The organism is Serratia sp. TSA_198.1 (assembly GCF_052686505.1).
Genome location: NZ_JBQZFP010000001.1, coordinates 1,724,928 through 1,741,756 on the forward strand (window position 1 = coordinate 1,724,928; position 16,829 = coordinate 1,741,756).

17 protein-coding genes are annotated in these 16,829 nt (G+C 54.4%); 9 read left to right on the forward strand and 8 right to left on the reverse strand.

Translation table 11 applies throughout. The features are described 5' to 3' along the window. Positions 1 to 191 precede the first annotated feature (191 nt). Entirely contained in the window at positions 192 to 728 is a 537-nt protein-coding gene (locus ACUTSW_RS08200; RefSeq protein ID WP_006324382.1) for a DUF924 family protein, read from the reverse strand. Positions 729 to 842: 114 nt separating this feature from the next. Between ACUTSW_RS08200 and moeA the strand changes: the two genes are divergently transcribed. Both moeA and moeB read left to right on the forward strand, forming a co-directional pair. Further along, complete coding sequence (gene moeA / locus ACUTSW_RS08205; RefSeq protein WP_445584117.1) at positions 843 to 2,081, forward strand: molybdopterin molybdotransferase MoeA; 1,239 nt, start codon at positions 843 to 845, stop codon at positions 2,079 to 2,081. A 2-nt stretch (positions 2,082 to 2,083) separates the two neighbouring features. Beyond that, positions 2,084 to 2,839, forward strand: coding sequence for a molybdopterin-synthase adenylyltransferase MoeB (gene moeB, locus ACUTSW_RS08210; protein WP_445584118.1), 756 nt, complete (start codon positions 2,084 to 2,086; stop codon positions 2,837 to 2,839). Between the two features lie 142 nt (positions 2,840 to 2,981). Here moeB and ACUTSW_RS08215 read toward each other — a convergent pair whose 3' ends face one another. From ACUTSW_RS08215 to ACUTSW_RS08230, 4 genes are all read right to left on the reverse strand, one after another. Beyond that, a complete protein-coding gene (locus ACUTSW_RS08215; RefSeq protein WP_445584119.1) occupies positions 2,982 to 3,314 on the reverse strand; it encodes a hypothetical protein in 333 nt (110 codons plus the stop codon). Between the two features lie 643 nt (positions 3,315 to 3,957). Next, positions 3,958 to 5,550 (reverse strand): ABC-F family ATPase, encoded by a 1,593-nt coding sequence (locus ACUTSW_RS08220; RefSeq protein WP_004942319.1) that lies wholly within the window; start codon positions 5,548 to 5,550, stop codon positions 3,958 to 3,960. Positions 5,551 to 5,811: 261 nt separating this feature from the next. Next, entirely contained in the window at positions 5,812 to 6,237 is a 426-nt protein-coding gene (gene mchS3, locus ACUTSW_RS08225; protein WP_445584120.1) for an MchS3 family protein, read from the reverse strand. A gap of 248 nt (positions 6,238 to 6,485) precedes the next feature. Continuing rightward, positions 6,486 to 7,295: an isocitrate lyase/PEP mutase family protein gene (locus ACUTSW_RS08230; RefSeq protein ID WP_445584121.1), complete on the reverse strand. Its 810-nt coding sequence runs from the start codon at positions 7,293 to 7,295 to the stop codon at positions 6,486 to 6,488. A gap of 91 nt (positions 7,296 to 7,386) precedes the next feature. Here ACUTSW_RS08230 and ACUTSW_RS08235 point away from each other — a divergent pair, with 91 nt between their 5' ends. From ACUTSW_RS08235 to ACUTSW_RS08245, 3 genes are all read left to right on the forward strand, one after another. Beyond that, the gene (locus ACUTSW_RS08235) at positions 7,387 to 8,307 is read left to right on the forward strand and encodes a LysR family transcriptional regulator (protein WP_445584122.1); all 921 of its coding nucleotides are present in this window, start codon (positions 7,387 to 7,389) and stop codon (positions 8,305 to 8,307) included. 730 nt (positions 8,308 to 9,037) lie between these two features. Then, positions 9,038 to 10,345, forward strand: coding sequence for an MFS transporter (locus tag ACUTSW_RS08240; RefSeq protein WP_445584123.1), 1,308 nt, complete (start codon positions 9,038 to 9,040; stop codon positions 10,343 to 10,345). Between the two features lie 33 nt (positions 10,346 to 10,378). Then, the gene (locus tag ACUTSW_RS08245; protein WP_166728434.1) at positions 10,379 to 10,810 is read left to right on the forward strand and encodes a hypothetical protein; all 432 of its coding nucleotides are present in this window, start codon (positions 10,379 to 10,381) and stop codon (positions 10,808 to 10,810) included. 96 nt (positions 10,811 to 10,906) lie between these two features. On the opposite strand, the gene ACUTSW_RS08250 is transcribed toward ACUTSW_RS08245, so the two are convergent. The 3 genes from ACUTSW_RS08250 to ACUTSW_RS08260 all read right to left on the reverse strand — a co-directional run bounded on the left by ACUTSW_RS08250 (position 10,907) and on the right by ACUTSW_RS08260 (position 13,012). Continuing rightward, the gene (locus tag ACUTSW_RS08250; RefSeq protein WP_445584124.1) at positions 10,907 to 11,407 is read right to left on the reverse strand and encodes an AAA family ATPase; all 501 of its coding nucleotides are present in this window, start codon (positions 11,405 to 11,407) and stop codon (positions 10,907 to 10,909) included. 195 nt (positions 11,408 to 11,602) lie between these two features. Further along, entirely contained in the window at positions 11,603 to 11,950 is a 348-nt protein-coding gene (locus ACUTSW_RS08255; RefSeq protein ID WP_445584125.1) for an antibiotic biosynthesis monooxygenase family protein, read from the reverse strand. A 12-nt stretch (positions 11,951 to 11,962) separates the two neighbouring features. Continuing rightward, entirely contained in the window at positions 11,963 to 13,012 is a 1,050-nt protein-coding gene (locus ACUTSW_RS08260) for a cytochrome P450 (protein WP_445584126.1), read from the reverse strand. Between the two features lie 81 nt (positions 13,013 to 13,093). Between ACUTSW_RS08260 and ACUTSW_RS08265 the strand changes: the two genes are divergently transcribed. From ACUTSW_RS08265 to ACUTSW_RS08280, 4 genes are all read left to right on the forward strand, one after another. Continuing rightward, on the forward strand, positions 13,094 to 13,777 hold the full coding sequence (locus ACUTSW_RS08265) for an ArsR/SmtB family transcription factor (protein ID WP_166728431.1): 684 nt from the start codon (positions 13,094 to 13,096) through the stop codon (positions 13,775 to 13,777). 63 nt (positions 13,778 to 13,840) lie between these two features. Next, complete coding sequence (locus ACUTSW_RS08270; protein WP_197927895.1) at positions 13,841 to 14,548, forward strand: glutathione S-transferase N-terminal domain-containing protein; 708 nt, start codon at positions 13,841 to 13,843, stop codon at positions 14,546 to 14,548. Between the two features lie 138 nt (positions 14,549 to 14,686). After that, positions 14,687 to 16,114 (forward strand): alkaline phosphatase, encoded by a 1,428-nt coding sequence (phoA, locus tag ACUTSW_RS08275; RefSeq protein WP_063200000.1) that lies wholly within the window; start codon positions 14,687 to 14,689, stop codon positions 16,112 to 16,114. A gap of 151 nt (positions 16,115 to 16,265) precedes the next feature. Then, positions 16,266 to 16,826 carry a GNAT family N-acetyltransferase gene (locus tag ACUTSW_RS08280; protein WP_445584127.1) on the forward strand — a complete coding sequence of 187 codons (561 nt, stop codon included), beginning with the start codon at positions 16,266 to 16,268 and terminating at the stop codon, positions 16,824 to 16,826. The last annotated feature ends 3 nt before the right edge of the window (positions 16,827 to 16,829 follow it).

The window sequence follows — 16,829 nt, forward strand, 5'->3', positions numbered from 1 at the left end:
AATAACTTAGTGGAATAAAAACAGAGTGTTAGATCAAAGCATTCCCGCAAGAAGTCATGTCTGATATTTTTGGCAAGCGCCCTACTTGACGGACAGTCATTTTCCGAAAAAATAACCGATAGCTCTGGATAAATAGCCATGAAGCGTTCAACCTGCGGTTTTTTCGCAGGTTGAAAGCAGATAATCAATATTCAGAAACCCGACCCTGGCAACAGCAGAAATGCCTCTTCTTCCGGCGTGCTGATCCGGCCTAATATCGCATTACGGTGCGGGTAACGGCCAAAACGATCAATGATCGCCTTATGCCGTAATTCAAATTCCAACTGATCGCCATTATTCAGTTCGGTATACAGCGCCAGTGCCTGCTGATGAATCACCGCCGATTCCGAATGCATAAAGGGTAAATAGAGAAAACCGCGCTGTTCGCGGCTGAGCTGTTCGCATTGCCCGGAGCGGATCGCCTCTTGCGCCAGCACCAGCGCCATGCAGTCGCTGGAAAATGCACGGGGCGTGCCGCGGAACAAATTACGGCTGAACTGATCGAGCACGATCACCTCCGCCAGCCGCCCTTCGATAGTTTCGCGCCAGTGCGCCAATTCACCCGCCGCCGCCGCGTGCCACAACTCGCCAAAACGCACCTGCAACCGGCTGTCGAAATCCTCGTCTTTCTTGAACCACATCACCGGATCGATCTCCTCGAACCAGAAGTCTATGACCTGTTTATGCATAACCTTTCTCCCTTGTTTTACTCAGTGTAACCCGTTCTCCCCTTCGGCGTTATCTGCCATAATACTCCCACTTTGCCGCTGTTTTTCGCGCACCCTGATTACGGAGTTCCCTTTATGGATCATTGCCATACTTCCGATCTCATTTCCCTTGAGCAGGCGCTGGAGAAGATGCTCAGCCAACTCTCTCCCCTGCAGCAGACCGAATCCATCCCCCTGAACGCCGCCGCCGGCCGCATTACCGCCGCGCCGGTGATTTCACCGATCGACGTGCCGCCGTTCGCCAATTCGGCCATGGACGGTTATGCGGTGCGTATCGCGGACCTGCATGCCAACGCCCCGCTACCGGTCGCGGGCAAAGCCTTTGCCGGTGCGCCGTTCGACGGTGACTGGCCGGCCGGCACCTGCGTGCGCATCATGACCGGCGCGCCGATCCCAACCGGCGCCGAAGCGGTGATCATGCAAGAGCAGGCCGAGGTGAGCGATGCCGGCGTTCGCTTCAATGCCGCCGTGCGCGCCGGACAAAACATCCGTTTGGCGGGAGAAGATATCCAACAGGGCGCCGGCGTATTGCCAGCCGGCGTCAAACTGGGCGCTGCGCAGTTGCCGTTGCTGGCCTCGCTCGGCGTCGCCGAGGTGCTGGTTGTCCGCAAGTTGAAGGTCGCGGTATTCTCCACCGGCGACGAGTTGCAGCCGGTAGGCCAGCCGCTAGAGGCCGGGCAGATTTATGACACCAACCGCTTTGCGGTACGCCTGATGCTCGAGCAATTGGGCTGCGAGACGCTCGATCTGGGCATTATCCGTGATGACCAGAACGCGCTGCGCGCCGCCTTCGAGCAGGCGGACAGCCAGGCTGACGTAGTGATCAGCAGCGGCGGCGTGTCGGTGGGTGAAGCCGACTACACCAAACAGATGCTCGACGAGTTGGGCAAGGTCAGTTTTTGGAAACTGGCGATCAAACCCGGCAAACCCTTTGCGTTTGGCAAGCTGAAGCACGCCTGGTTCTGCGGCCTGCCGGGCAACCCGGTTTCCGCCGCCCTGACCTTCTACCAGTTAGTGCAGCCGTTGCTGGCAAAACTGGCCGGCCACAGCGAATGGCATCTGCCACCGCGCCTGCGCGCACGCGCATTGACGCCGCTGAAGAAGGCGCCGGGTCGTCTTGATTTCCAGCGCGGCGTGTTTGCCAGCAATGCCCAGGGCGAGTTGGAAGTGAGCACCACCGGCCATCAGGGCTCGCACGTATTCAGTTCATTCAGCCAGGGTAACTGTTTCATCGTGCTGGAGCGCGAACGCGGTTCCGTGGCGGTTGGCGAAATGGTGGAAATCGAGCCATTCAACACCTTGTTGAGGAGCTGAACATGCTGCCGGAATTAACCGACGCCGAAACGCTGCGCTATAACCGTCAGATTATCCTGCGCGGCTTTGACTTCGACGGCCAGGAAAAACTGAAGGCCGCTCGAGTGCTGATTATCGGCCTGGGCGGGCTAGGTTGCGCTGCTGCGCCATACCTGGCCGCGGCGGGCGTCGGCCACTTGACGCTGGTTGATTTCGACACCGTCGCCCTCTCCAACCTGCAACGCCAGATCCTGCATCGCGATGCACGCCTTGGCATGACGAAGGTCGAATCGGCTCGCCTCGAGTTGAGCGCCATCAATCCGCATATCCGTATTGATGCCGTGGACGGGCAGTTGAACGACGAACAGATGGCGGCGCACATTGCCGCCTGCGATCTGGTGCTGGACTGCACCGACAACGTAGCGACACGCGATCTGCTCAACCGCCAGTGCCATGCGCAACGCAAACCGCTGGTTTCCGGCGCGGCGATCCGCATGGAGGGGCAGCTCAGCGTATTCACCTACCAGCCGGACGAGCCCTGCTACCGCTGCCTGAGCCGGTTATTCGGCGAAAACGCCCTGACCTGCGTCGAGGCTGGGGTTATGGCGCCGCTGGTGGGCACAATCGGTACACTACAAGCGATAGAAGCGATTAAGCTATTGGCACAATACGGCCAGCCCCTTACCGGAAAACTGCTGATGTTCGACGCCATGACGATGCAGTTCCGCGAGATGAAATTGCCGAAGAGCCCGCAATGCGAGGTGTGCGGTGGGGAATAGCAAGCATTGGCCAAATGGGTAACCATGCCGGACTGCAGAGCCCCCACGTCACTGATGAATAACATATAGGGTGAACCCTCATAACTTTGGTGGGTCGCCCTATATTATGCCTGACCCAATCATCTTCTGAATCTGATCGATACTATCCGCCCCAAACATCTTTTTGAAACCTTGCCCAGCCAATTGCCTGAATTTCCGCGAGAGAAAAGCTATTCCCAGAAGGTTGCCATGGTCCGATCAAGCCAGGATTATAATTAGGGTTATATGATCCTAATCCTTGTCCAATGCCGGGGGCGATTTGGTGACCATTTTGTATCCCAGTGTATAACTCGCCAGCGACATAGCCCCCCAATGCTCCAGCGTAAGGATTACCACCAGAGGCCCAGGTCCCTACTAAAGTACCGCCCAATTGAGCCAGTTGTTCACCACCAGCACCCGATATCTGAGCAATTTCACGCAAACCAAGCTCTTTCATTCTTCGTCATCCTTTACATTGATAATGTTGAAAAAAACAAAGACAAAGCCGCCCACAAGGCATAAAAAAACAATCAAGAAAAAGAAATAAAAATTCCCACCATGAATACTGTCACCAATATAATTCACAGCAGTAAATATCATAAATATGTATGTAGAGCAGCGCATCCATTTCCGAAAAAATATGCCACTAGTTTTAATAGACTGCATTAATCACCCCTAAAATACTGAAAAAACCTCTCATCATGTTTGATAACGATTATTAATAACGTTTGCACGAGGAAATATCAAGATATTTTCAGCCTTATTAAAAACAAGGTAAACAGACTAAAACCAGCAACTACTTAAATATATAATTCATTCGCGTAACCGATTTTTAGCGAATTTTATGGCGAGGTTAATTAATGGCATTAACGAATCAGGTAAATATACGGGCAGTTTAAAATAATAAAACCAAGCTTCTATACTCACTTTACGATAAATAAAAGACATGCATTCCAGATTTTATACTTACAGGGGGAAATGCAGATAGTTAACGATATTTGAGGAGTTTATGTCAGAGTTTCAAAAGAGCATTTTACTCTGCCCTATAACGGAGACAAAAAAGGCGGGAATGCTCCCGCCTTTTGACTGCCTAAGCAGAGTTAAACGATACCCTGGCTACGCAGATAGTCTTCGTAGTTGCCGGTAAAGTCGATAACCTTGGTCGGCGTCATTTCCAGCACACGCGTCGCCAGCGAGCTGACGAACTCACGGTCGTGGGAAACGAAGATCAACGTACCTTCGTACATTTCCAGCGCCATGTTCAGCGATTCGATGGATTCCATATCCAGGTGGTTGGTTGGTTCATCCATAACCAGGATATTAGGGCGCTGCATCATCAGCTTGCCGAACAGCATACGGCCCTTTTCACCACCGGACAGCACCTTAACTTTCTTCTTGATGTCATCCTGGCTGAACAGCAAACGGCCCAGCACGCTGCGCACCGCTTGCTCGTCGTCTTTTTCCTGCTTCCACTGGCTCATCCAGTCGAATACCGTCAGGGTGTCATCGAACTCGTATTCGTGATCCTGAGCGTAGTAGCCGATCTTAGCGTTTTCGGACCACTTCACGCTGCCGCTGTCCGGCAGAGCGTCGCCCACCAGCGTTTTCAGCAGGGTGGATTTACCGATACCGTTTGGGCCCAGCACCGCCACTTTCTCGCCTACTTCAACCATCAGGTTGAACTTGCTGAACAGCGGGCCGTTATCGAAGCCTTTGGTCAGCGCTTCCACTTCCAGCGCGTTACGGAACAGTTTCTTGTCCTGATCAAAACGGATGAACGGGTTCTGACGGCTTGAGGCCTTCACTTCTTCCAACTGGATCTTGTCGATCTGGCGGGCGCGAGAGGTCGCCTGCTTGGATTTGGAGGCGTTGGCGCTGAAGCGGCTCACGAACGATTGCAGTTCGTTAATCTGTGCCTTCTTCTTGGCGTTGTCCGCAACCAGACGCTCGCGCGCCTGAGTGGCCGCGGTCATGTATTCGTCGTAGTTACCCGGATAAACGCGCAGCTCGCCGTAGTCCAGATCCGCCATATGAGTACAGACCATGTTCAGGAAGTGACGGTCGTGCGAAATGATGACCATGGTGCTGTTACGATCGTTCAGCACCTGCTCCAGCCAGCGAATGGTATCGATGTCCAGGTTGTTCGTCGGTTCGTCGAGCAGCAGGATTTCCGGATCGGAGAACAGCGCCTGCGCCAGCAATACTCGCAGTTTGAAGCCCGGCGCGATCTCGCTCATCGGGCCGTAATGCTGTTCAACCGGGATGCCTACGCCAAGCAGCAGTTCGCCGGCGCGCGCTTCGGCGGTGTAACCGTCCATCTCACCGTAAGCCACTTCCAGATCGGCCACTTTATAGCCGTCTTCTTCGCTCATTTCGGCCAGACCGTAAATGCGGTCACGCTCTTCCTTCACTGCCCACAGCTCGTGGTGGCCCATGATGACGGTGTCCAGCACGCTGTATTGTTCGAAAGCGAACTGATCCTGACGCAGTTTGCCCAGGCGTTCGTTCGGATCGAGGAACACGTTGCCGCCGCTCGGCACCAGATCGCCACCCAGGATTTTCATAAAGGTGGATTTGCCGCAGCCGTTGGCCCCGATCAAACCATAGCGGTTACCGCCGCCAAACTTAACGGAGATGTTTTCAAACAACGGCTTACTGCCAAACTGCATAGTGATGTTGTTAGTGCTTAACACAGCGCTCGCTCTTCATATCATTGGGAATGTGATTTGGCGCGCATTATGCCATAACGAGGATAAGAGATCGCGGGAAGTTTCGGTGACAATTTGAACAAAGGTGCGGCGGCAGAGGATCATGAGGTTAACCCGGCATGCCGGCCCCGTGGCTCGGCGTAATGCAAGCCCGCACGTTGACGGAGGGATACCGGTGAAGCTATTACCGCTTGAAGGTTGTCATGAACCATTTCCCCAAGAAATAAAATAATTCAGTAAATTTACTCACATGCATCCATGATTTAAAATGCCAAAATATAAATTTTTAAATTTTTCTTTTCTTAAAATGTCTGCTTTCAATATCGAAACATCATCATTCCACGCTTTTTCAAAAATTGATTTGACGTCGTTATTATTTAGCTTACCTAGTTGCTTCAATCCACAAGCGGCATAAAGTTTACTTTCTGGCGTTGCCTTGGGATTATTGGCTATTCTCAGGAAAATATCAGTTGCACTCTTGCTTTTAAGAATATCTATTACAGCAACTTCTCCCTCACTAATCCTGCCAACAAAGCCATTCATACCTAAGGAAAAATAACCAACCTGGGATAAGTTACTTTCTATGGTTTCATAATGATTTTCATTTGCGTAGCCATAGAGAGAACATAACGAAGTAAAAGACAAAGTAGCAACTATAAAAATCCTTTTCATAAACTCACCTACATTAAAAAATCATTTTCCTTATACAAACCTAACCACATAAATAAAACCATTGCAAATATAAAACTTATAGCCGTATTAATAACATGCCTCATTAAAATCTATAAAATAGCTTGATTCATATACTCTTATTATACGGGCATCAACCGTAACCTTACTTTTCTTCAACCATTTTTTGAAACCGCTCCATTCCCCGAACATGCCGAATGCGATAATCCCCCATCCGGCATCCTGACTCGTTAATCGGGAAAACAGCCGTTGATGTGCGAGTAAGGCGCTGCATCACCGAACAGCGGTTCGGAACTGCCATCGGCCAGAAAACCTGCCGCCAATCTGGCGGTGTGCGTCCACAGGCTTTGCGGGATCCATGAACCGACGCTCACCCGGCGAACGCCAAGCGCGGCGAGTTGCTCCGCCGGCAAAAGACCAGGCCAGGCGATCACATTAAGCAGCAGATCGGTTTGGCCGGCAATTTCACGGATCTCTTCCGGGTCCGTCACGCCCAAAACAAACAACCCATCAGCCCCCGCCTCATGGTAACTCTTGGCTCGACTCAGCGTTTCACTGACTCGCATGGCGGCAGGGACCAGGCTGCGCGCATAAACGTCCGTGCGCACATTGATATAAAGTTTAACCCCCATGCGCTCCGCGACATTACGCACCTGGGTGATTTTCTCGCACAAGATCTGTGGCGAATCCGCCCCATCCTGAATATTGATGCCCACCGCACCGGCGTCAATAAAGCGCGCCACCCGGCTTTCCAGGCTGCCTTCCTCATCCGGGTAGCCACTTTCGATATCCACGCTGAGCGGCACTTTAATGACGCGCGCGATCGCCGCAATGCTCGCCAGATGCGGGGCTAACGGCAACCTGTCGCCATCGCGATAGCCCAGCGACCATGCGACACCGGCGCTGGTCGTGGCGATCGCTGCGGCGCCGAGGCTTTCAATCAACAATGCGCTGCCGGCGTCCCAGGCATTGGGCAGGCGTAATGGGTGTGGCTGACGGTGCAGATTGGCAAAAACGGCGGCGTTATTGTGAGTGTCCATAAGGTTCTCCCGATAAAAAACGCATTCTAACCATCATCAATCTGGATGATAATAGCCGCATATTTCAGATATTCATTCCCTGGGAGAACGAATGGAAGAACCTTCCCTGCAACTGGTAAAAGCCTTTGTCGCCGTGGCGGAACATCAGAGCTTCGCCAGAGCGGCGCAAGCGCTGAATATGACGCCTTCTGCCGTCAGTCGCCTGGTCAAAAAGCTTGAGCAACAGGTTGATATGTTGCTTATCAACCGCACCACCCGGGCGATGTCGCTGACCGACGCCGGGCAGCGCTACTTCACAGACTGCAGCGCCGGCCTGGAACAATTGAGAATGGCCTATGAGCGAATGCGCGATGAGCAAAGCCAGCCGCAGGGAACGTTGCGTGTCAGCACCTCGCTGTCGTTTGGCCGTCTGCACGTCGCGCCGCATCTGGCGGCGTTTATGGCGCAGTATCCCCAACTGCGAGTAGACCTGCTGATGACCGATCGTTATGTCGACATTGTCGCGGAGCGCGTGGCGGTCGCTATCCGCATTGGCCGACTACCGGATTCAAGCCTGGTGGCGCGCAAACTGCTCAACAACCGGCGGATCCTGGTCGCCTCACCGCATTATCTGCAACGGCACGGCACACCGACAACGCTCGAGGAACTGCGGCAGCACCAGTGCCTGGTTTCGACGGCGAGTCACGACGGCGAGAACTGGCGCCTGTTCGGGCCTCAGGGAGAAATAATGTTTCAGCCCAAGGGCCGAATGCGAGCGGATAATGGCGATGCGGTCAAACAATTTTGTATAGACGGCCAAGGCATCGCGTTTCATTCCGCCGTGACGATGGCCGAATCGATACGTTTGGGGGAATTGGTGCAACTGCTGCCGCAATGGACAGGGAGAGAAACCGGGGTTTATTCCGTTTACCCGCCGGGGCCGGTGGGCCCGGCAGCGCGGGCGTTAGTCGATTTCCTGACACTGAGATGGCAACAGGAACCTTGCCTGCAAATGCAAAAAACAGAAGTTTAAGAAAAAATCAGCGGGGCTTGGTCACGACATTCAATAGTCCCGCATTTGCACTACTGGCGCATCAGAGCATAGGGAGCCTTGTTCGAGACGTCTCAATATCCTGGATTACTCGTATTCCTGTCTGCGTTCGAGAAAACATATTTGTATTCACCACAACAATTATTTAAATAAATTAAATTCACGCAAAATATTAATTACTCACAGGCAGGCCTAAAAAACCATCAGGCGTATCATCGGAGTGATAGATAGAGCCAATATTTACGTTAAACATCTCAACAAAAAAATAACGTTAACCTATGGGTAATAAACCATTACTCCCCTGGATTAAGTAAATGCGTTGCCTTTACCCTCTCCTTCAGGCCGAATAGCAATTTTTATTGCTACGGCAGAACCTCACCACCACAGATTCCTCTCTACGATTAAAATTGTGATTCACCTCTTAAAACCCATAGGGAATCGGATCCTTTGTGTGTGGCAGGTCACTAAATCGTCAGCCCGGCAGGGTTGACACTCTTATCACAACCCGAATAAATTACCAAATAAACAATAAGTTAAACCAATTAATCTCCATTTTTACACCGAAAACAACCTGTATTGCATATAGTTGTACATACAAGTATATGTAAATAAGAGGTTGCAATAGTGTGATCGCAACAAACAGCATCCCTCAGGTATCACTGGTGAAACATTAACAATAAAAACATGCCACCCATCGCGAGAGATAGAAATAATGACAAACACTGTTGAAAACGAGTTATCCGAGAATCGGACGATCGAAAAGAAAAAGATAAATCATAAGGTCATTTTTGGCGCCAGCCTCGGTAACGGACTGGAGATCTTCGATTTCACCGTTTACAGCTTCTTTGCAGCCATTATCGGTAAACTGTATTTCCCCAGCGACACGGCCTACGGTTCTTTATTAATGTCGGTGGCCGTTTTTGGCGTCGGCTTTATTATGCGACCGCTGGGCAGCATGGTGTTGGGGGCCTACGCCGATCGGGTCGGGCGTAAGGCCGCCATGTTAATGACTATTGTTCTGATGGGCGTCGGCACGGCGCTGATCGCCTTCGCCCCCACTCATGCGCAGATTGGCATCTTCGCACCGATGCTGATCGTGGTCGGGCGATTAATTCAGGGCTTTGCCGCCGGCGGTGAAGTGGGGTCTGCGACCACCCTGCTGCTGGAGTCGGCCGGGGCCAACCAGCGGGGATTCTTTGTCAGTTGGCAGGCGATCAGCCAAGGCATCAGCGCCTTGCTCGGCGCCTCTTTCGGGCTGCTGTTGACCTATTTTCTGCCGGAAGACGCCCTCTATTCCTGGGGCTGGCGCGTGCCTTTCATCATCGGCCTGCTGATTATTCCCGTCGGCGTGTATATCCGTAAACACCTGGAAGAAACCTATAGCGGCGAGGTTGCGGATCAAGAACGCCCACCGGTTAACCCGGTCTGGGATGTGCTGCGCAATCACTTTAAAGATCTGCTGCTGGGGATGCTGATCATTATGTCCGGCACCGTGATGGTTTATATTGTGCTGCTGTATATGCCGACCTATATGATGCAGACCTATCATATTGCCGCGCCAACCGCCTATCTCTTCAGCTGCATTGCCTCCGTGGTGCAAATCGTCGCCGTTTATTTCGCCGGCCGTTATGTCGATCGGGTACAAAACTACAAAAGGCCGCTGCTTTTCTCTATCTTTGCCGCTCTGATACTGATTTATCCCACATTCTGGTTCCTGGGCTCCACACACTATCTGTGGCTGGCAATCCTCTTTCGCATCTTGCTGATTGGCGCTTTAGGGATCAATATGTTGTCGAGCACCATGCTGATCGTCTCTGCGCTACCGCGCCATGTCCGCGCTACCGGCACCTCAATGATTTATGCTTTCGGCGTTACGCTGTTTGGTGGGTCGGCGCAGCTCGTCGTCACCTGGCTGCTGGGTGTCAGCGGCAATCCTATGGCGCCGGCCTGGTATGTCACCGGCATGCTGACTATCAGCCTGATTGCCACTACGGTGTTCAAGGAGCGTCACAAAAACTGACGCAATAGTCCTATCCCAGGAGCGAAGAGAAGTATGGATACCCCTTATAATTTGGCATTACTGACGGGCGCAGGACTGAGCGCCATTGCGGCCCTGGTGCATGTTTGGGTGATCAAGGCGGGGCCGCGCGGATATCGCCTGTGCGGCGCCGGCGATCGCTTTATCCGCGCTGCCGAAGCCGGCAAGAAATTTCCGGCCATCGCGACCGCGGGTATCGCCCTGGTGCTGTTTATCTGGGCGCTGTACGCTTTGGCCGGCGCCGGCATTATTGCGCCGCTGCCATTGCTGCGCCCCGCGCTGTGCTTCATCACGTTTATCTATTTGTTGCGTGGTATCGCAGGCCCCGTTGCGCTGCGCAATACCGGCCGCAGCCACAGATTCATCGTCATAAGTTCGTTGATATGTCTCTGCATAGGTCTGGTTCATCTGCTGGGGCTTATACAGCGTTGGAACGCGCTGGCATAACTTTCCGTTAACGCAAGAGATAACACCCGCTCTGCACCGCAGAGCGAGGTCGCTGTCGATACCGCGTTTGAAACCACATCCCTCAAACGGGCTGACTCAGGCCTGATCGCCATATCTGACCACAGTCAGCCGCTCTTCCTCTGAAGGGGAAACAAAGTAGTGGGTAAGCAGATCGAAGGTTTCTTCGCTTAGCACGAAAGGATGATCGCCCTGCTCATTTCTCAGTTTTATCCGGCTCTTGCATTGCACATCGCTGACGTCCAGAAAATGCAGACAATGACCAACACCGGCGGCGTCTGCCAATTGCCTGGCCCAAAGACGACGATCCGGCGTGTTCATCGGAAAATCGAGCACCACCGACAGCCCATTACGCAGCAGTTGTACAATATGTTCGCTCAATGCCTGCCGTAGCCGGGCCGAATAACGGACGTAGTCCTGCAATCCGGCCATCTGTTGTTCATACAACGTCGCCAGCCAGCTGTCCTCAACAATCAACAGTGTTTGCGGCTGCTGCGACAAGCGGTTTGCCAACGTCGACTTGCCTGAACCGGCTTTGCCGCACATCAGATGTAAAACAGCCTGGGGGTGATTTTCCATGACGTCCTCCTGGGTGATGGCCAGCAGGAGGAGAGATGCCCCGCCTTACTGGCGGGTTTTGGCTTGAAAGAGACGCGCTATCCCACCACTCTGAGAATGGTGATAATAATCTGCGCGAATACAAGTCGGTTTTTGTTCATCCACTATCAATAGAATAAAACCGGAAGGGCTGTCAACAGCGAAACCAGCCTTGCACTAATCTGCGTGATAGCCGCAACTGTCCTGCGGCGCTTGATCCCGCTGCTCCAAACCATAGTCGCGCACCACCTCAGCCACCCGCAGGCGGTAGTGCGCCAGCACATCATGGCGGCCACGCGCCTGCGCAGCCCGGTGCTGCTCGAGATTGCGCCACTGTTTTACCGCCTCTTCGTCCCGCCAAAAGGACAGCGACAGCAACCGTTGCGGATCGGCCAGGCTTTGAAAGCGCTCGATGGAGATAAATCCGTCAATCTCCGCCAGCAGCGGCTTTAGCTCTGCCGCCAGTTTAAGGTAGGTTTCACGCTGCCCGTCGGCGGCCTGCAATTCAAAAATAACGGCAATCATAGAGAGTTCCTGTCAGAGGTAAAATTCAGGTACGCGCGCGTTTTGCGAAACTCGCCAGTGGAAACTGTTCAACGCCTGCGGATCAACGCCCAATACGGATAAATGTTGAATGCCGTACCGCGCAATGATTTTCGCCCAGTTCGCACCCGGACAACGATGCACGCCATCACCAAAAGCAAAGCTTTCGTCACCTGCACACAGCAATATCAGGACGCATTGCCCAGCCAGCACCGTGCAGCCTGCTACCTGCGTATCCCGCAACGCGAAACGACGAGTATTTTGAATCGGAGGCGTATCAGAAAGGACTTTTTCAATCAGCGCCCGCGCATCCCCATCGTGATTGCGCATCATTAACAGCGCCTGTCCGATCAAGCCGGCAGTACCTTCGCAAGCCTGAAACATCAGCCCAATGGCATTGGACAACGCGGTCTGATTCCCCATGCCGCGCATAGCGCATGCCCGCTGCAGGCTAAGCCATAAAGGGCCACGACGGTTTTCAAGCCGCGCCGAAAGGGGCCCCGCAGCAAGTATGCCCAACGCTCTCTGGCGTTCGCTCCCGCCAGGCGCAATGCAACGTGAAAAATCCAATACTTCATCCACCAGTTCAGTCCACTCATCGGCACCGACGCCCAGCAGTGAAGCGATAACACACACCGGCAAGGCATAGTTAAAACGGGTGATCTGGTTAGCATCCGGCAAACAAGGTGCTATTTCTCGCGCCACAGTCAATGCAGTTTGTTGGAGCTGGGTTTCGTCGATGTCCGCTAATGCCTGCCGTATAGCCGCGTTAAGTTGAGGATGCGCTTCACCATCTTGCATTCGCACCAGTGCACCGAAAATGGATTCTGCGGGCGTGTTCAACAAAAAAGTGGGGATCGGCTCACCTGTCGGACGTACACCCAGATCGGGGTTGTTCAAGGCTTCTCTCACAGCCAAAGGTGAAGCGGCAACCCAACTCTGCAATTGCGTTTGAAACTGCATGGGCTCCATCTGCAGATAGTCGGCGCGCGGGTTGTCAGAAGTGACGGCAGTCACTGCACGGGTATACGGACAAAGGGTCATGATGAACTCCGTCGAACTGAACCGGGGGAAGAACAGATCATAGCGATGGACGCACAGCCATACTTCGCCTAATCTCGAAGTATGAATGACATCGATATCGAAGATCGCCTGGCGGCACTGACTGCCGCTATCGCCGACCGTACCCGTGCGCGCATGTTGTGCCTGCTGATGGACGGGCGCGCCTATACCGCCACCGAACTCAGCGCCGCGGTGGACGTCGCCGCCTCTACCGCCAGCGGGCATTTGGCGCGCTTGCAGGAACAACGGTTGATCGCCTGCGTCAAACAGGGGCGCTATCGCTATTTCCGCCTGGCGGGGCAGCCGGTGGCCGATGTGCTGGAAACGCTGATGGCGCTGGCCGGCGTCGAACGGCCGACGGTGAAAAGCACAACCCCCACCTCGCTGCAATTCGCCCGCACCTGCTACGATCATATGGCCGGTGAAGTGGCGGTAAAACTGCATGACCGTCTGCATCAGTTAGCCTGGCTGGTGGGCGAGGAAGACTACCGGTTGAGCGATGCGGGGCAGACCGCCCTGGCGCGATTGGGCGTCGACTGCGCGCCTGCGCCCTCACGGCGGCGCTTCGCCTGCGGCTGCCTGGACTGGAGCGAACGCAAGGCTCACCTTGGCGGCGCACTTGGCGCAGCGCTACTTAACGCCTTTATCGAGCGCGGCTGGATAAAGCGCCGGCTCGATAGCCGCGAGCTGCAACTCACCGCCACCGGCAAGAATGCTCTGAAAGCACATTTTGACCTCACGGTTTAACCCCGCAACGCGTTAGCTTTGGTGCAATACTCAATAGGCAAACCGTCAACCCGAGGACTCCTCATGCTCGATCAAACCCAATTCCCCATCACCAAACTGTGGCCGGCGCAACATCCGGAACGGCTGCAGCTTTACTCGCTGCCAACGCCTAACGGCGTAAAAGTGTCCATTATGCTCGAAGAGATCGGCCTGCCTTATGAAGCGCACCTGATCGATATCGGCAAGAATGAAACCTGGACACCGGAGTTTTTGTCGCTGAACCCTAACGGTAAAATCCCTTCGATTATCGATCCCGATGGCCCAGGCGGTAAGCCGCTGGCGCTGTTTGAATCCGGTGCCATCCTGCTGTATCTGGCAGAGAAAAGCGGTCAATTCCTGCCACAGGATCCCGCGCAGCGCTATGAAACCATCCAATGGGTATTTTTCCAGATGGCGGCGGTCGGCCCGATGTTCGGCCAACTCGGCTTCTTCCACCGCTTCGCCGGGCGTGAATACGAAGATAAACGCCCGCTGGAGCGTTATAAAAATGAATCCAAACGCCTGCTCGGCGTGCTGGAAAGCCGCCTCGAAGGCCGCGAGTGGATCATGGGCCAGGATTACACCATCGCCGACATTTCACTGCTGGGCTGGGTGCGTAACCTGATCGGTTTCTACGAAGCGCGCGAACTGGTGGAGTTCGACAGTTTCCCACGGGTGGGGCAATGGCTGGAGCGCGGTTTGGCGCGCCCGGCAGTACAACGCGGCCTGAATATTCCCGCCCGCAACGACTAATTTATTGCCTGGGATAGCCGCCGGCTATCCCATTTTCGCCCCCCGCATCGTCATAAAAGTGTCACACCTCTGCACTACTCTCCCTGCGTAACAAACTGATGCTATTTGTGTTTTATTATTACGACAAGGAGTTTTCCCATGCTGCAGCCCGTTTCTTTGATCGCCGGCGCCGTGTTATCCGCCCTGCTTTGTTCCACCGCCTTCGCCGATGAAACACCGGCCAATACCGCGGGTCTTTCCGAGCGCGCGGCGCGCGGTAACATCGTGGAGCCGGGCGGCGCACGCCGTCTGAGCGGCGATCAAACCGCCGCGCTGAAAGCCTCGCTGTCTGACAAAACGGTTAAGAACGTGATTTTATTGATCGGCGACGGTATGGGCGATTCTGAAATCACCTCGGCGCGCAACTACGCAGAAGGCGCGGGCGGCTATTTTAAAGGCATTGATGCCCTGCCGCTGACCGGCCAGTACACCCATTACTCGCTGGATAAGAAAACCCACAAACCGGATTACGTGACGGATTCCGCCGCCTCGGCGACCGCATGGTCAACCGGCGTAAAAACCTATAACGGCGCGCTGGGAGTTGACGTCAACGGCAAGGACCAGCCGACGCTGCTGGAAATCGCCAAGGCGGCGGGCAAAGCCACCGGTAACGTCTCCACCGCCGAGCTGCAGGACGCCACACCGGCAGCGCAGGTCTCGCATGTTACCTCGCGCAAATGTTACGGCCCGGAAGAAACCAGCGAAAAATGCGCCACCAACGCGCTGGAGAATGGCGGCCGCGGCTCGATCACCGAGCAATTGCTCAAAACCCGTGCCGACGTCTCGCTGGGCGGTGGGGCGAAATCCTTTAATCAGCTGGCGAAAAGCGGCGAATGGCAGGGAAAATCATTGAAAGACCAGGCAACCGCGCTGGGTTATCAGTGGGTGGAAAACCTCGACGGCCTGAATGCCATCAGCGTAGCCAATCAGCAAAAACCGCTGCTGGGGTTGTTTGCCGCCGGCAATATGCCGGTGCGCTGGCAGGGCCCGAAAGCTTCGCATCACGGTAATATCGACCAACCGGCGGTCACCTGCGAGAACAACCCGGCACGTACTGCCGACATCCCAACGCTGGCGGCGATGACCGAAAAAGCGATAGATCTGCTGAAAAACCAGCAGAACGGTTTCTTCTTGCAGGTGGAAGGGGCATCGATCGACAAGCAGGACCATGAAGCCAACCCTTGCGGCCAGTTCGGCGAGACGGTCGATCTGGATGAAGCGGTACAGAAAGCGCTGGCCTTCGCCCGCGCCGACGGCAACACGCTGGTGATTGTCACCGCCGACCACGCCCATTCCAGCCAGATTATTGCCGTCGATGCCAAAGCGCCAGGCCTGACGCAAACGCTGACCACCAAAGATGGCGCGCCAATGACCATCAGCTACGGTAACTCGGAGGAAGGCTCTCAGGGACACACCGGCACCCAGTTGCGCGTTGCCGCCTACGGCCCGCGTGCCGCTAACATCGTGGGCCTGACCGATCAGACCGACCTGTTCTACACCATGCGTGACGCCATGGCGATTAAGTAAGTTGGTTGCCGGGTAGCTTGCTCTATCCCTTCTCCTCCTGAATATCAGGGGGAGAAGCGGCTTTAACAGGTTAAAAATGATCGATTAACGGCTATATTCACCCTTGCGTCTTCACTTCGCGCCAAAGCGCCCAGATGAAAAGGATGAACCCTTGCAGTTGATTAGCCTGCCATTGACCACCGAACGCCTGCGGCTCCGCCGCTTTACCCCTGCCGATCTCAACGCCTACGCCGCTTATCACCGCCTGCCGGAGGTTTATCGTTATTTGTACGCCCCCACGCCGAACGACACGCAGTTGGAAGAACAGCTTTCCCAGGCGGTGGCTTCGCGTTTCAGTGAGGATGGCGATATCTTTTATTGTGCGGTCACTCTGCAAGACAGCGGGGAATTGATCGGTGAAGTGCTGCTGAAACTGGCCAACCGCGCGGCATTGCAAGCAGAGATCGGTTATATCTTCAACCCGGTCTACGCCGGTAAAGGCTATGCCGCAGAAGCTGTGCGTGCGGTGCTCGATCGCGGGTTCGGCGAGGTGGGCTGCCACCGCATCTTTGCCCGGCTCGATGCCGCCAATCAGGGCTCAGTCGGCGTGGTCGAGCGACTGGGCATGCGCAAAGAGGCGCACCTGCAGCAAAACGATCGTTTCAACGGCGAGTGGGGCGACGAGTTTATTTACGCCTTGTTGAACGAAGAATGGCAGCGCAGGCTGCCGTAGCAC

Excerpts from the sequence above, each read along its gene's own strand:
- ACUTSW_RS08215 (WP_445584119.1), bottom strand. The coding sequence starts at position 3,314 with ATGAAAGAGCTTGGTTTGCGTGAAATTGCTCAGATATCGGGTGCTGGT.
- moeA (WP_445584117.1), top strand. The coding sequence starts at position 843 with ATGGATCATTGCCATACTTCCGATCTCATTTCCCTTGAGCAGGCGCTG.
- mchS3 (WP_445584120.1), bottom strand. The coding sequence starts at position 6,237 with ATGAAAAGGATTTTTATAGTTGCTACTTTGTCTTTTACTTCGTTATGT.
- phoA (WP_063200000.1), top strand. The coding sequence starts at position 14,687 with ATGCTGCAGCCCGTTTCTTTGATCGCCGGCGCCGTGTTATCCGCCCTG.
- moeB (WP_445584118.1), top strand. The coding sequence starts at position 2,084 with ATGCTGCCGGAATTAACCGACGCCGAAACGCTGCGCTATAACCGTCAG.
- ACUTSW_RS08200 (WP_006324382.1), bottom strand. The coding sequence starts at position 728 with ATGCATAAACAGGTCATAGACTTCTGGTTCGAGGAGATCGATCCGGTG.
- ACUTSW_RS08240 (WP_445584123.1), top strand. The coding sequence starts at position 9,038 with ATGACAAACACTGTTGAAAACGAGTTATCCGAGAATCGGACGATCGAA.
- ACUTSW_RS08245 (WP_166728434.1), top strand. The coding sequence starts at position 10,379 with ATGGATACCCCTTATAATTTGGCATTACTGACGGGCGCAGGACTGAGC.
- ACUTSW_RS08235 (WP_445584122.1), top strand. The coding sequence starts at position 7,387 with ATGGAAGAACCTTCCCTGCAACTGGTAAAAGCCTTTGTCGCCGTGGCG.
- ACUTSW_RS08230 (WP_445584121.1), bottom strand. The coding sequence starts at position 7,295 with ATGGACACTCACAATAACGCCGCCGTTTTTGCCAATCTGCACCGTCAG.
- ACUTSW_RS08250 (WP_445584124.1), bottom strand. The coding sequence starts at position 11,407 with ATGGAAAATCACCCCCAGGCTGTTTTACATCTGATGTGCGGCAAAGCC.
- ACUTSW_RS08270 (WP_197927895.1), top strand. The coding sequence starts at position 13,841 with ATGCTCGATCAAACCCAATTCCCCATCACCAAACTGTGGCCGGCGCAA.
- ACUTSW_RS08260 (WP_445584126.1), bottom strand. The coding sequence starts at position 13,012 with ATGACCCTTTGTCCGTATACCCGTGCAGTGACTGCCGTCACTTCTGAC.
- ACUTSW_RS08265 (WP_166728431.1), top strand. The coding sequence starts at position 13,094 with ATGAATGACATCGATATCGAAGATCGCCTGGCGGCACTGACTGCCGCT.
- ACUTSW_RS08255 (WP_445584125.1), bottom strand. The coding sequence starts at position 11,950 with ATGATTGCCGTTATTTTTGAATTGCAGGCCGCCGACGGGCAGCGTGAA.